Annotated in this window: 10 protein-coding genes; 7 read left to right on the plus strand and 3 right to left on the minus strand. The window is 52.1% G+C overall.

All coding sequences use genetic code 11. From position 1 onward, the window contains the following. Positions 1-52 precede the first annotated feature (52 nt). The 6 genes from BN3279_RS04135 to BN3279_RS04160 all read left to right on the plus strand — a co-directional run bounded on the left by BN3279_RS04135 (position 53) and on the right by BN3279_RS04160 (position 7,176). Positions 53-970 (plus strand): ABC transporter permease, encoded by a 918-nt coding sequence (locus BN3279_RS04135; protein ID WP_089153426.1) that lies wholly within the window; start codon positions 53-55, stop codon positions 968-970. Positions 971-1,051: 81 nt separating this feature from the next. Next, on the plus strand, positions 1,052-1,921 hold the full coding sequence (locus BN3279_RS04140) for an ABC transporter permease (RefSeq protein WP_392396837.1): 870 nt from the start codon (positions 1,052-1,054) through the stop codon (positions 1,919-1,921). 36 nt (positions 1,922-1,957) lie between these two features. Continuing rightward, positions 1,958-2,929 carry an ABC transporter ATP-binding protein gene (locus BN3279_RS04145; RefSeq protein ID WP_059049379.1) on the plus strand — a complete coding sequence of 324 codons (972 nt, stop codon included), beginning with the start codon at positions 1,958-1,960 and terminating at the stop codon, positions 2,927-2,929. After that, positions 2,926-3,933, plus strand: a complete 1,008-nt coding sequence (locus BN3279_RS04150; protein WP_059049380.1) for an ABC transporter ATP-binding protein — start codon at positions 2,926-2,928, stop codon at positions 3,931-3,933. The genes BN3279_RS04145 and BN3279_RS04150 overlap by 4 nt, the downstream gene beginning before the upstream one ends. After that, on the plus strand, positions 3,930-4,676 hold the full coding sequence (locus BN3279_RS04155) for a creatininase family protein (protein ID WP_059049381.1): 747 nt from the start codon (positions 3,930-3,932) through the stop codon (positions 4,674-4,676). Before BN3279_RS04150 ends, BN3279_RS04155 begins: the two co-directional genes overlap by 4 nt. 34 nt (positions 4,677-4,710) lie before the next feature. Beyond that, positions 4,711-7,176 (plus strand): S9 family peptidase, encoded by a 2,466-nt coding sequence (locus tag BN3279_RS04160; protein ID WP_232436752.1) that lies wholly within the window; start codon positions 4,711-4,713, stop codon positions 7,174-7,176. A gap of 96 nt (positions 7,177-7,272) precedes the next feature. Here BN3279_RS04160 and BN3279_RS04165 read toward each other — a convergent pair whose 3' ends face one another. Genes BN3279_RS04165 through BN3279_RS04175 form a run of 3 tightly spaced genes read right to left on the minus strand, consistent with a single transcriptional unit; the run spans position 7,273 to position 12,036 of the window. Further along, positions 7,273-9,099: an ABC transporter substrate-binding protein gene (locus tag BN3279_RS04165; protein WP_059049382.1), complete on the minus strand. Its 1,827-nt coding sequence runs from the start codon at positions 9,097-9,099 to the stop codon at positions 7,273-7,275. A gap of 38 nt (positions 9,100-9,137) precedes the next feature. After that, positions 9,138-10,619, minus strand: a complete 1,482-nt coding sequence (locus BN3279_RS04170; RefSeq protein WP_059049383.1) for an ABC transporter permease — start codon at positions 10,617-10,619, stop codon at positions 9,138-9,140. Positions 10,620-10,632: 13 nt separating this feature from the next. Beyond that, positions 10,633-12,036 carry an ABC transporter permease gene (locus BN3279_RS04175; protein ID WP_059049384.1) on the minus strand — a complete coding sequence of 468 codons (1,404 nt, stop codon included), beginning with the start codon at positions 12,034-12,036 and terminating at the stop codon, positions 10,633-10,635. Positions 12,037-12,212: 176 nt separating this feature from the next. Here BN3279_RS04175 and BN3279_RS24330 point away from each other — a divergent pair, with 176 nt between their 5' ends. Continuing rightward, the gene (locus BN3279_RS24330) at positions 12,213-13,952 is read left to right on the plus strand and encodes an ABC transporter ATP-binding protein (RefSeq protein ID WP_059049385.1); all 1,740 of its coding nucleotides are present in this window, start codon (positions 12,213-12,215) and stop codon (positions 13,950-13,952) included. Positions 13,953-13,978 lie beyond the last annotated feature (26 nt).

Below are 13,978 nucleotides of genomic sequence, written 5' to 3' on the forward strand. Positions count from 1 at the left end.
AATCTTGATTCTCCGCCTGCTTCCCGTCCATTCACCGGGGGGGAACGAGGCTGTGGGCAAATTTATTGCGAAATCATTATTGCAAATGATACCTGTGCTCGTATTGATTTCGCTGATTGTATTTATACTTGTTCGGGTTACCGGCGACCCGGTCGCCTTGATGCTTCCAGAGACGGCGACGGATGAGGACAGGGCTCTGCTTACGCAGGAACTGGGCTTGAATGAGCCTCTGTACAAGCAATATGGATTGTTCATCGTAAATGCAGTGCAGGGCGATTTCGGGACTTCCTTCCGCTATAATCAGCCTGCGCTACCACTTGTGCTGGAACGCTTGCCTGCCAGCTTCGAGCTGGCGGTAGCGGCCATGGTATTTGCTATTGTGATAGCTGTACCTGCGGGCATTTGGTCCGCAGTCAAACGTAACACCTTCTCCGATCTGTTCATTTCGGGGTTCTCTGTGCTGGGGAAGGCTATGCCTAACTTCTGGATGGGAATTATGCTTATTTTGTTCTTGTCCGTCATCTTCAAGATCTTTCCCGTATCCGGCCGGGGTGGCTTCAGCCATCTGGTCCTGCCCGCAATTACGCTTGGCGTAGGCCTGGCGGCACAAATGACAAGATTAATTCGCTCCAGCATGCTGGAGATTTTGAGTCAGGATTATATCCGTACTGCTCGGAGCAAAGGCATTGTAGAGGCGGTTGTGGTTGGCAAGCACGCTTTGCGCAATGGGCTTATTCCCGTTGTCACCATTATGAGCCTGCAGTTCACCAGCTTAATTGGAGGCACGCTGATTACGGAAACGGTATTTGCCTGGCCGGGACTCGGCCAACTGCTGGTATCGGCGGTAAATACCCATGATATGGCGATTGTGCAGGCGGCTGTATTCGTGATTGCCGTATTCGTCATCTTGATGAACCTGCTAACGGACGTAGTCTATCGGCTGCTCGATCCACGCATCAAGTACAGCTAAGGAAGGGGGAGGATCTTATTGGCAGCTTCATCATCTTCGTCATCGAACATACAGTTGCCCGGAGCGGACGAGCTAGAGCCTATTGCCGTGCGGCAGCGTGGGTTCAAGCATGTTCTTAGGCTTCTCTTAAAAAGTAAAACCGGTACCGTTGGCGCCGCATTAGTGCTAATTGTTGTGCTGATTGCCGTCTTTGCCCCTCTCCTGGCTACGCATAACCCGGGTCAGGTAGATCCGATCAATCGGCTTAAGCCTCCTTCGTGGCTAAGCGAGGGAGCGGGCGGGCACCTGCTGGGAACAGATAATTTGGGCCGCGACATTTGGAGCCGGATTGTCTACGGGTCACGGGTGTCTCTGATCGTCGGCATCGGTGCCGTACTCGTATCTGGCGCCATTGGCGCGGTGCTGGGCCTGCTTGCGGCGTATTATGGCCGGTGGGTGGACGCCTTGATAATGCGGGTAGCTGATGCCTTTATTGCCATTCCGACCATTTTGCTGATGCTGGTAGTGTTGGCTGTGGTGGGCCCAGGGCTGGGCACGCTGATCTTCGTCATCGGATTTACGAATTGGGTGTCTTATGCCAGAGTGGTGCGCGGCGAGGTGCTGAGCATCAAGGAGCGGGATTTCGTCAAGGCAGCCAAGGCCGTGGGCTCCCGGAACAGCCGGGTGATCTTCCGGCATATTCTGCCCAACGTGTTATCCTCCTTCATCGTCATATCGGGGATGAACGTAGCCACAACGATTATTCTGGAGGCTTCGCTGAGCTTCCTGGGCCTGGGCATTACACCGCCGGATGTATCCTGGGGCGGGATGCTGAGCGATGGACGCCAGTATGTGGCGACGAGTTGGTGGGTAGCCACCTTCCCCGGCATTGCCATTACGGTCACCGTGCTGGGCGTAATCTTCCTGGGAGATTGGCTGCGTGATGTGCTGGACCCACGGATGAAGGCTTAACGATTGAAGTGTGGAGCAGAAGGAGGCGATGCGAACATGAGTTTACTTGAAGTGAAATCGCTAAGAACAGTATTTCATACGGATAATGGGACGATCCCGTCGGTGAACGGCGTCAGCTTCTCCGTGCAGGCGGGCGAGACGCTGGCAATCGTTGGCGAATCCGGCTGTGGCAAGAGCGTCACCTCTCTGTCTATCATGCGCCTGGTGTCTGCACCCGGAAAGATTGAGGGCGGCTCCATTCTGTTTGAGGACAAGGATCTCTTGAAGCTGTCTCCCCAGAAGATGCGAAATGTGCGGGGGAACGAGATTTCAATGATTTTCCAGGAGCCGATGACGTCACTGAATCCTGTGTTTACGATCGGTTTTCAAATTGCTGAAGTGCTGCGTAGGCATCGTGGCTTGAGCAAGCCCGCGGCCAAGGCTCAAAGCATTGAAATGCTGGAGCGCGTAGGAATTCCGGCAGCAGCCAAGATAGCTGCTCAATTTCCTCACCAACTGTCCGGCGGGATGCGCCAGCGGGTAATGATCGCCATTGCCTTGGCCTGCCATCCGAAGCTGCTGATTGCCGATGAACCTACAACCGCTCTGGATGTGACAATTCAGGCCCAAATCCTCGAGCTGATTGATTCGCTCGCCAAGGAGGAGAATACCGGCGTTATCCTCATCACGCATGATCTGGGTGTGGTGGCAGAAATGGCCGACCGGGTTATCGTGATGTACGCTGGTGAGATCGTGGAGGAAGCGACGGTGTATGAACTGTTTGAGCGCCCCGGTCATCCCTATACCATGGGCTTGATGGGCTCCTTGCCTACCATGACGGAGCAGAAGGAACGGCTGGACTCCATTCCGGGTTCTGTGCCTAATTTGCTGCAAATGCCGTCCGGTTGTCCCTTCCATCCTCGTTGTCCCTACGCGCAAGATATTTGTCGTGAAATCAAGCCTGCATTGGAAGAGAAGCGGGATGGCCACCGGGTTAGCTGCCATCGTGCCGAGGAGGTTGCTCTATGAATGAAGAACAAATTGAGACAGCCCCTCTGTTGGAGGTGCGTAATCTTAAGAAGCATTACCCGATATCCAAAGGATGGTTTAACCGCAGCGATGGAGCCGTTCGAGCGGTAGATGGCTTAACCTTTAACGTATTTCCCGGGGAGACGCTGGGGCTTGTGGGTGAATCCGGCTGCGGGAAGTCCACGACCGGACAGTTGATCACGCGATTGCTTGAACCAACAGAGGGCGAAGTTGTCTTTGACGGTAAGCCATTGACTGACATGGGTGGAGAAGCGGTCAGAGAGGTCAGACGGGATTTGCAGTTTATTTTCCAGGACCCATATTCTTCCCTTAATCCACGAATGAAGGTTTTTGACATTGTAGCGGAGCCGTTAATCGTACATGGCCTGGCCTCGGGCAAGGAACTGCGTAACGAGGTGTTGCGGCTTTTGGAAACGGTAGGATTGGGCGAGCATCATATTGACCGGCATCCCCATGAGTTCAGCGGCGGGCAAAGGCAGCGCATCGGGATTGCCCGGGCACTTGCCCTAAGACCGAAGCTGATTGTGTGCGACGAGCCGGTATCGGCGCTGGATGTTTCGATTCAGGCGCAAATTCTCAATCTGCTGAAGGATTTACAGGAGCAATTTCATTTAACTTATATATTTATCGCCCATGGCTTGCCGACGGTCAAGCATATCAGTGACCGGATTGCTGTCATGTATTTGGGCAAAATTGTGGAGATGGCGAAGCGGGATGAACTGTTTGCCAGACCCCTGCACCCTTATACCGAGGCATTGCTGGCAGCCGTTCCGGTTCCTGACCCCCGGCTGCGCAAGAAGCGGAAGCCGCTGTCCGGGGAGATGCCAAGCCCGGCGAATCCGCCGCAGGGCTGTGCGTTTCACACGCGTTGTCCTTATGCCCAAGAGACGTGCCGCGTGCATACGCCAGAGCTTGTCGATCACGGGGACGGGCATTTGGCAGCATGTCATTTTCCCCTAAATGAAGGAGGCTTGGAAGCATGAAGAACAGTTCCTTGATGAAGGAAATGAGCTGGACGGAATTCCGTGAACGCAAGGCCAAGACGGACCTGGTCATATTGCCGGTAGGTGCGTTTGAGGTTTATGGTCCCCACTTGCCGCTAGGTTCGGATACGCTGGTAGCTGCGGGACTGGCCGAGCGAGTTGCCGAGCGGGTAGATGCCTTGATCGGACCTACGCTTGAGGTGGGAGATTCCTCGATGCTGGATGAGTTTCCGGGTACAGTCACCATTCGTCCCGAGCATTTCAAAGCCTACTTGAACGATGTAGTGGACAGTTTGTTGAAATGGGGCTTCAAAGACTTTCTATTTATTAACGGACATGCGGGCAATGTGCCGATGATTAGCCAAATTGCCTATTCCCTACGGGAGCGCACAGGTATTCGCAAAGCGCAGATTGATGTGTGGCGGTTTATGCAGCGTGTGGATCAAGATGTGCTGAAATCCGGACCACTGGCCCATTCCCATGCCGGGGAAGCAGGTACATCGGTCATGCTCGCATTGCATCCTGAGCTTGTGAATATGGAGAAGACTATGTCTGTAGAGCGAAAGAAGCAGGATGCCTTCCCGGAAATTATGAAGTACGGCAAGCTGTCCGACAACAGCGAATGGGGCACGGTCGGTCATTCTAATCAGGCCTCGGCCGAGAAGGGACAAATCCTGGTCGACCGTGCGGTGGAACGAATGGTGCAGTTTCTAGGTGAGGTCTGGGGTATTCCCGGGAAATAACGGGTGGCCAGCGAACTGATGAGGAGGGATTGGATTGAAGCCTGAAAGACTTGTGATGCCTGACGATCTCTATGAATACCGCTGGATCAGCGATCCGGTTATCCATACAAATGGAACGATTGCTTATGTATTGAAAACGATAGATGCCATCAAGAACGAATATGTGACGCAAATTAGGGCTGTAGCTCCGGATGGTGGCGATGATCGTCCGCTGACGGATGGGGGCAAGGATATGGCCCCGGCCTGGTCGCCCGATGGCTCGCAGCTTGCTTTCTTGCGGATGCACGAAGGCAGTCGACAGGTGTGGGTTCTCCCCATGAATGACGGAGAGTGCCGTCCGCTTACGGCCGTGAGGCGTGGCGTAAGCGCCTTTGCCTGGTCGCCCGACGGGAGTCGGCTAGCTTATTTGTCCGCATTAAGCCTTGATGCAGGGCGGGAAGCTCTGACGCTGGAGGAAGACCGCAAGCGGGAGTCTCAGGCTGGCAAGCTCTATACCCGCACCGTGCCAAAGGCTGAGGGGAGCGGCTTGTGGAATGGACTTCATACCCACTTGTTCGTGCAGGACCTGAATAGCGGCGAAGTTGTCCAGCTTACCTCAGGAGCCTTCGACGTTGCCCAGCCTCGCTGGTCGCCGGATGGCCGCTCTGTGGCTTATCTGGCCAAGCAAGTGGAGGATGAGCAAGCCGATCCTGACTTGATCGCCTTTAACGATATCTTTGTTACCACTGTTGAGGATGGACAAAGTCGAAGAGTGACGGACTTCACCCTGGCAATCAGCCAGTTCGGCTATTCACCGGACGGAAGTGAGTTCGCGATGATAGCCAATGACCGTGCCTATGGGAGCGGGACGCAAAATCGGCTCTACACCGTGCCTTCCTCTGGGGGGAAGCCGGAGCCATTTATAGATGAATTTGATGTGCAAATCGGCAACTTCGTACTCAGCGACATGAAGGCGGCGGGTCCTTCCCCTGCTCCGCTGTACGGGCCAAATGGCGAGTTGTATGCGATTGGTACATTACATGGCAGTGCAACGGTCTATGCCTTCCGACCTGATGGGAGTTATGAGCCACTCGCCACCGGGGAGCGAGATACATATCAGTTCGCTCTTGCACCGGATGGCGCCTTCATGGTGACAGCAACCGCCTTGGTGAATGCGCCCGGGGAATTATTCCGATTGAATCTGGAGTCGGGAGATGAGCTACGCCTGACGGATAAGAACGATGAACTGATGGGGCAACTTGCTATAAGCACGCCAGAGTCCTTCTGGTTCGAAACGGCTGCGGACATTCAAGTCCAGGCCTGGATGATGCGCCCGGCAGGGCTGACAGCGGGGGAGAAGGCTCCGCTCATTCTGGAGATTCATGGTGGACCCCATGCCATGTACTCCGGCACGTATAGTCATGAATTGCAGTGCTTGGCGGCTCAAGGTTATGCTATTTTGTTCCTGAACCCGCGTGGCAGCTTCGGTTATGGGCAAGAATTCGCTCGGGCCGTGCGCCGGGACTTCACCGGTTGCGACTATGATGACTTGATGGCAGGACTTGACGAAGCATTGAGCCGGTTTGACTTTGTTGATGACACGCGCCTTGGCGTCACAGGCGGTAGCTACGGCGGGCTGATGACCAACTGGATTATTGCTCATTCAGATCGATTCCAGGCTGCGGTAACCCAGCGTAGCATCTCGAACTGGATGTCTTTCTATGGCATGAGTGATATCGGCATTTCTTATACAGAAGGCATCGTTGGCGGCAATCCTTGGGAGAACCCCGATCTGCTCTGGCGCTTATCTCCACTTGCTCATGTCCAGCAAATCCATACTCCGCTGCTTATCATTCATGGAGAACAGGATATGCGTTGTCCGGTGGAGCAAGCGGACCAACTTTATGTGGCTTTGAAGCGGTTGGGCCGGGAGACAGCACTGGTTCGTTATCCAGCCTCCAACCATATGCTGCTAAAGACCGGGAAACCTAGCTATCGGACGGATGTGCTGCACCGGGTGAATGACTGGTTTGTGCGTTATTTGCCGAAGGAGGTGGCGCAAGTGGGCCGGGTATTGCTGTCCATTCCCGTGGGGATGCTGATCGAGAACTGCCGAAGTGGTGGAGTTAGTGATGAGGAAGTGATTGCCTGCCTGAAATCCGGTGATTTCAGTCCGATTCTGGACCGGGTTCATGATCCGAAGATGGACTTTGCCGAGCGGCTGAACACGGCCAAGGAGCTTGACGAGGATTGGGAACGGGCTATTCGCGAGGGTTACAGCTTCAAGTTCTTGCACATCGGTGGCCTGAAGCGGCTGCTGGGCTTTCGGTTCGGCAAAGCCGAGGGTACCGACTATGTGCAGTTGCAAGATGCATTAGCCTTGGATGGGCTGGATTTGTCCAAGCCAGAGGCCGATGAATTGGAACAAATCATTCATCGCCAATGGAAGCTTGTCCGCACACAGGTAGATCCTTCGTCCGGCCACGGGACTATCCGTATCGAGCTGCGACATCAACAGTAAGGCAGTCAACAGAAAGAACCTTCAAGCCCGCAATACAGGGACGTATCCCTGCAAGCGGACGTGAAGGTTCTTTATATTATCTGGTTAACATTCTGTTTATTTACTGTTATGGTATTCGTTCAAATATTCCTTGACCTTATTGGCATCCGCCACTAATTCATTACCGGTGTCAACCAGCGGGCTTACGGTGGAGACGGCCTTGATCTTGTTATTATTGTAGAAGGCCAGAATGTCATCCTGATTGATAGAATACAGGACGGCCTTTCGGAGTGCCTCACTGCTTGCTACTTCGCGGTTCTTGGTATTGAACAGCAGGTAGGTTACCCCATTGCTCTCGATGCTTTGCAGCTTGAGCTTGCTGTCATTCTTCACAATATCATATTTGGTCTCAGGTACACCGTAGTACAGGTGAATCTCACTATTGCGTAAGGCGGACAGGGCACTATCTGCATCGGCGATAAAGCGAACGTTTACCGTCGAAATTTTAGGCTCATGCTCCGATCCCTTACGATAGCCGGGGTTTTTGTAGAAGATTCCCTCATAGTCGTTCTTGTGCGACAGAATGTAAGGACCGCTGGCATACAAAGTATTATTGTATTGCGCACCCTCAGTGACGGTATTTTGATCGCCGTAAGGGATATCCTTGTTAACGTCGAAGTTAGCTACGTCATAAGTATTAATGCTTTCTACCTGCTTCTTGGATACGATCCCGGCCGATTGGTGAGCCAAATAATTCAGGACTTGCGGGAATGGCTCGGTCGTGGTCAACTTGATCACCTGATATTTGCCCGCCTGGCTATCCGCTTGGGCTTTGTCGGCCACAAGTTCCTTGATGCCGGTATCCAGTCCTGTCTCCAGGGCTGCCTTCACACTGCCCCCTCCGGAAGCTGACTGAATAGAGTCAAGAGAGGCTACATCCGTGACAATCTCTACCGTCTTGATATGCTCATGCAAGCTGTAGGTCCGGTGGTCGGGAACCGAATCCTTGTCTTTGGCCCGGTTCAGCGAGAATACAACATCGTCGGCTCCTACGCGTTCGCCAGTATCAACGGCTTTCTTATTATCAATCTTGGCAAAGCTGATATCGTCCCGCAGCAGGAAATAATACTCTGAATTCCCTTCGGCAATGGTATGGTTGAAGCTCAGAGAGCCATCGGACGTAATTTGATCGTCATCCGTCAGATTAATGAGACGAACATACATATTAGTATTTAACTGATTGATTGAACCGTCGTTACCCTTGATCGGGTCCAGGGAGGTCAGAACGGAAGCGGTCTGAGTCAGAATCAGCGGGTCGCTGTCCCGCTTGGACGTATCCTTGAAGTCAATGCTCTCCCAAGCCAAGGCACGTGATTTGGACAGTCTCACTGTATCGGCATTGAGAATATCCTGGTTCACTGCCTGGCTCTTCAAGGAAATATACAGCGGTGCGATATAGGCCTTGTCGAACACGAGCCGTTGCTCCAGTTGCTTATACGTCTCCTTGTATTGCTCAGGCGTTTCTGTCGCAGCTTGATTAATCAGCTTATCAATTTCAGGATCGTTCTGAATGCTATAGTCCCCTCCTGATATGAACAGGGAGCGGACCGCATAATCGGGGTTGCCTGTAACCGTCGTCCATCCGGAATGGGCAATATCATAATTCCCGGCGTCTTGTTGAGCCTTGAAGCTGCCGTAGTCAGGCTGGATGTTCAGCTTGACCGTGAAGCCGTTCTTAACCAGTTGGTCGCGAACGATATTTAAGTCGGATTCATTGGAGGCAATGCCAAGTAACTCGATATTGACAGGACCAGCCTCCGTGACCGTTTCAGTAGAGGGTTCATTTGCAGCAGGTTCGGTCGCCTCGGATTTTGTCTTCACAGTGCAGGCGCTTGCCACCAGAGTAAACGTTAGTAATAGGGCAAGCAAAGAAATTTTCTTCATCGTTGGTTCCTCCTAAGTAAAATTATTTGATATATAATTCAGCCCAGCTTGGGATCAAGTGCATCACGGAGCCCATCGCCCAGGAAATTGAAGGACAGGACGAGCAGGATGATAGCCAGACCGGGGTATATCGCCAAGTAAGAGTGAGATTCCAGATACGTGCTTCCGAGCTTCAAGATATTGCCCCACTCTGGAATGTGAGGTTCTACGCCTAGGCCCAGGAAGCTGAGACTGCTCGTCGATATGACGGCGGCGCCGATCGTCAAGGTAGATTTAACGATCATCGGTGCCAGCGATCCTGGAATGATGTGCTTGATAATAATGAGTAAATCCCGCGTGCCCAAGGCCCGGGCGGCCTCTACATACTCAAAGGTAGATACTAGCAGGACGTTAGCTCGCATTGTCCTTGCGTAAGTGGGAATCGCCCCAACACTAAGCGCAATAATGAGGTTGAAGGTGTTCGCTCCAAATGCAGCAATGATAGCAATAGCGAGCAGGATGCCGGGAATGGCGTACAGCACATCCAGCAGCCGCATGATGATATTGTCAGTACGCCGGCCGTAATACCCCGATATTGCTCCAAGCGCTCCGCCAATGACCACGGGAATCAACGTGGAGAAGAAGCCGACAATGAGCGAAATCCGGGCACCGAACACGATTCTTGTAAATAGACATCGGCCAAAATTATCCGTGCCCAGCGGGTAAGCCAGGCTGGGATGCTGAAGAATGGCGGAGTAATTGTTCTCCGTAGCCATGGCATAATCGAAGGTAAAATAGCTGCACACTGCCATTGAGAACAAGAACACGATGAAGAACAATCCAATCATCGAGGTGGTGCTCCGTGTTAACTTTCCCCATACCTCTTCCCACTTGGCCGTGGCCGGCTTCCCGTTGTGACGGATCTTGATCAGCAGATTAATGCCAAGCAGCAGGGCGAAGAGGTTCCCCGTTACTGAAGTCAGGATGAGGAGAATTGCAACCGGGCTGAGCCACGGGGCTGCGATTCTCCCCTTCATGAACCTGGCAACCAACAGCAAGCTAATGAGATGGAATCCTGTCGTGATCAGCAACAAGGATATCGCCGGCAAAAACGTATCTGCGACATACGGCTTGAACAGATTAAGCGCAGAAATGGCGATGACGAACAAACCTGTTAGCAAGGTATAGACCGCCAGCGTATATTCCGTATTTCTGTCCCTCTTGATCAGATGCAACGCCGAGGCGGTGATAAACAAATTGCCACTGAACAGACTTAACAACTGGATGTAACCTAACGCCCGGGTTGAGCTTCGAATAGCTCCCGAGCGCGCGATATCGTTGCGAATTCGCCAAGCGAGCCCAAGCTGTAACAGCGCAAACAGAAGATAGACAAGCGCTATGATCAGCACAGAAGGCCTTACCGCTTGAGTCCATAGATCGTAGCTGCTAAGCAGCAGAATCACTGCAATCCCCGCTGTCACAATCCACGAGAATGTTGCCTCGCTATATTCCAAAGAAGATTTAAACGTTAATTTAGCCATAAATGCACCTGCTCTAGTAATGTTTCATCTTGGTCCGGATACGCGGATCGAAGAAGGCGTAGAGGACGTCGATGATGACATTAATCAATGAAATCGTAATTGCGGTGTAGACAACCCCGCCTAGAATGCTGGGAATATCGGGAATAAATTGTTTGTCCACGATGTAGCTTCCGATCCCGCTGATGTTAAATACCTTCTCCGTAACTGCCGAGCCACCAAGCATGGCGCCGAATTGCAACCCAATGACGGTGATAATCGGAATGATGGCGTTGCGAATGGCATGTCTGAACAGAATTTGCCGTTGATTCAATCCCTTGGCCTTGGCAGTTACCATGTAATCCTCCAGGATTACTTCCAACGTGGAAGAGCGGGTCATTCTAGCTACCGCAGCCGTCAGCCCGGTTCCCAGTACCACAGTAGGCATGATGAGCGACAGGGCATTTTGCGGATTATAGGTGGCCGGAAGCCAGTGCAGCTTAATCGAGAAATTCAGAATAAAGATCAGACCTTGCCAGAAGCTCGGAATTGATAAGCCTATCAATGCGATGAACATAAAAGAATAATCCCAGAATGAATTCCGCTTCATGGCAGACAGGATGCCGATCGGAATGGCTATCAGCACGGACATCGCCAGTGATATAACGGTTAACGTCAGGGTAATCGGGAACTTCCGGGCGATCGTTGCTGTTACTTGCTCGTTCCCCGCAAAGGATTTACCCAAATCGAAGGTAAGGATGCCTTTGATATTGTTCCATAACTGGACCAGGTAGGATTGATCCAACCCGTAAATTCTGTTGAACTGGGCAATTTGCTCGTCCGTGGCCGTCTCTCCCAAAATGTTGGCGGCCGGGTTCATCGGTGACAAGTACAGAATAGTGAAGACGAGCACCGAAACGCCAAGAATAACAAACAAGCTCATGACGATGCGCTCGAAGATGTACTTCACATAAGGATTGCTATATACCAGCATCAAGGCATACATAAGTATTCCGGCAATCAGTGAAAAGCCAAAAAAAATCGGGCGAGCAAGCAAGTTCTGGACAACACCTACGTAGCTGCTTTCGGATACCCCGCGGCGCTCCAGCTTGCGTTCCGTCTCTATGACGGCTTGCTGCCGGAGTTTGTCTGCGGTTACGCTCTCCACTTGCCGCCTCAGCCTCTCCGGGGAAAGAGTCTCTCCGAAGAAACTCATCTTACATCGCAGTTGCTCCAGCGTTTCAGCCTCTATCCTGAGCTTGACATCGGACTCTAGGAGCGCTGCATGAGTCTCGTTGTATAGAACATGATAGGCATCCTTTCTCCGTTGAACCCAATAGACAACCAGAGCGGCAAGATTGACCGGGGCTCCAAGAAGGAGCAAGAAATATTTATAGGATGGATCTGCATACATTTTCGCGTAGGTGGCTGCAGGTTTCATCAGTGCCTGACCTCCCTTCTCTCTCTATAAATTGCATTATTCCGATGGATATAGTATATATTATTGGAGGATATTTTTTATGTCAATGACGATTTTTTTTATACTGAAAGGTGCGAGTTCAAAAAGTCGGGTTTACAGGACGACTTTTTGAACAACCTCTGAAAGGTGTTGCCGGTATGGAGTCTATATTGCAAGTGAGCCATTTATCTGTTTCTTTTGAGGCACGGGACCGGGAGGTCGCCGCTGTACGCGATGTAAGCTTTGAAGTTAGAAAAGGGGAGACGCTGGGGATTGTTGGTGAATCGGGCAGTGGCAAGAGCGTGACGGCTCGCTCCATTATGAGACTGTTGCCTTCGCCTCCTGCTTATATCAACGGCGGGGAGATTTGGTTTGCCGGAACCAATCTGGCGGAATATAGCGAGAAGCAGATGGAGGGCATTCGGGGGAAGGATATCGGCATGATCTTCCAAGATCCGATGACCTCGCTCAACCCTACGATGAAGATTGGAGAGCAAATCTCCGAAAGTTTGATCAAGCACTTGAAGGTGTCCCGTCAGGAAGCCAAACAGCAGGCGCTGGAGATGCTGAAGCTGGTTGGTATTAGACATGCCGAACTGCGCTATCATCAATACCCACATGAATTTTCCGGAGGAATGCGGCAGCGGGTCATGATTGCCATTGCCCTGGCTTGCCGTCCGGCTCTCTTGATTGCCGATGAACCGACGACCGCGCTGGACGTGACCATTCAGGCTCAAATTTTGAGCTTGATGAAGAGCATGCAGGAGCGCTTTGGAACATCTATTATTCTCATCACGCATGATTTGGGTGTTGTTGCCGGGATGTGCGACCGCGTGCTGGTCATGAAGGATGGGGAGATCGTGGAGCGCGGAACCACCGAAGAGATCTTCGACCATGCCCGTCATCCTTATACATTGAAGTTGTTAAACTCGTTGCCTCGTCTGGATGAACAAAAGGTGCCGAAGCCAGCGGCAACTATTATATCCGGTTCACCGGCCAAACCGCTCATTGAGGTCAAGGCATTGAAGCAATATTTTGATTTGGGTAAGGGAAGGGTATTGAAGGCAGTCAATGACATTAGCTTCCACATTCACGAAGGTGAGACGCTTGGGGTAGTTGGCGAATCAGGCAGCGGAAAGTCCACGACCGGGAGGGCGATATTGCGTCTGCACCAGCCTACGGGGGGAGAGGTGCTGTACCAAGGCATGTCCGTAAATCACTTGTCATCCAAGGAAATGAAGACCATGCGCCGCTATATGCAAATGATCTTTCAAGATCCCTACGCTTCACTCAGCCCACGTCTTAAAATTGCTGATATTATCGGTGAGGCACTGGACGTACATCGTTTGGCAGGGAGTCGTGCTGAACGGAAGAAGCGAATCGAAGAGCTGCTGGATTTGGTTGGGCTTGACCCCGTGTTTGCCGAGCGTTATCCTCATGAATTCTCCGGGGGTCAGCGGCAGCGTATCGGTATTGCTCGTGCGCTGGCGGTAAATCCGAAGTTTATCGTATGCGATGAGCCGCTCTCCGCGCTTGATGTCTCCATTCAAGCCCAGGTAGTTGGTTTATTGGAGGATTTGCAGCAGCGACTGGGACTGACCTACTTGTTCATTGCTCATGATCTGTCCATGGTCAAGCGAATCAGCGACCGGGTTGCGGTTATGTATATGGGCAAAATCGTGGAGCTGGCCGAGAGTGAGGAATTGTACGCGAATCCCCAGCATGCTTATACCAAGTCTTTGCTAGATGCCATTCCGGTACCTGATCCGAAGATTGAATCTCGGAAGAAGAGGGAGCTAGTGGAGGGGCCTTGGGAAGAAGACAGATACCATGTGGAGAACTCGCGATTAGTAGAGGTGAGTAAGGGACATTGGGTTGCCTTGCCGCTGGAGGCTTAAGTGGGCCAGACAAAAAAACGTTTATA

Origin of the sequence: Paenibacillus senegalimassiliensis, from assembly GCF_001486585.1 — a bacterium.
Classification (GTDB): domain Bacteria; phylum Bacillota; class Bacilli; order Paenibacillales; family Paenibacillaceae; genus Fontibacillus; species Fontibacillus senegalimassiliensis.

What these genes read in the sequence shown, in the direction of transcription:
- BN3279_RS04150 (WP_059049380.1), top strand. Translation starts at nt 2,926, where the DNA reads ATGAATGAAGAACAAATTGAGACAGCCCCTCTGTTGGAGGTGCGTAAT.
- BN3279_RS04155 (WP_059049381.1), top strand. Translation starts at nt 3,930, where the DNA reads ATGAAGAACAGTTCCTTGATGAAGGAAATGAGCTGGACGGAATTCCGT.
- BN3279_RS04175 (WP_059049384.1), bottom strand. Translation starts at nt 12,036, where the DNA reads ATGAAACCTGCAGCCACCTACGCGAAAATGTATGCAGATCCATCCTAT.
- BN3279_RS24330 (WP_059049385.1), top strand. Translation starts at nt 12,213, where the DNA reads ATGGAGTCTATATTGCAAGTGAGCCATTTATCTGTTTCTTTTGAGGCA.
- BN3279_RS04145 (WP_059049379.1), top strand. Translation starts at nt 1,958, where the DNA reads ATGAGTTTACTTGAAGTGAAATCGCTAAGAACAGTATTTCATACGGAT.
- BN3279_RS04165 (WP_059049382.1), bottom strand. Translation starts at nt 9,099, where the DNA reads ATGAAGAAAATTTCTTTGCTTGCCCTATTACTAACGTTTACTCTGGTG.
- BN3279_RS04170 (WP_059049383.1), bottom strand. Translation starts at nt 10,619, where the DNA reads ATGGCTAAATTAACGTTTAAATCTTCTTTGGAATATAGCGAGGCAACA.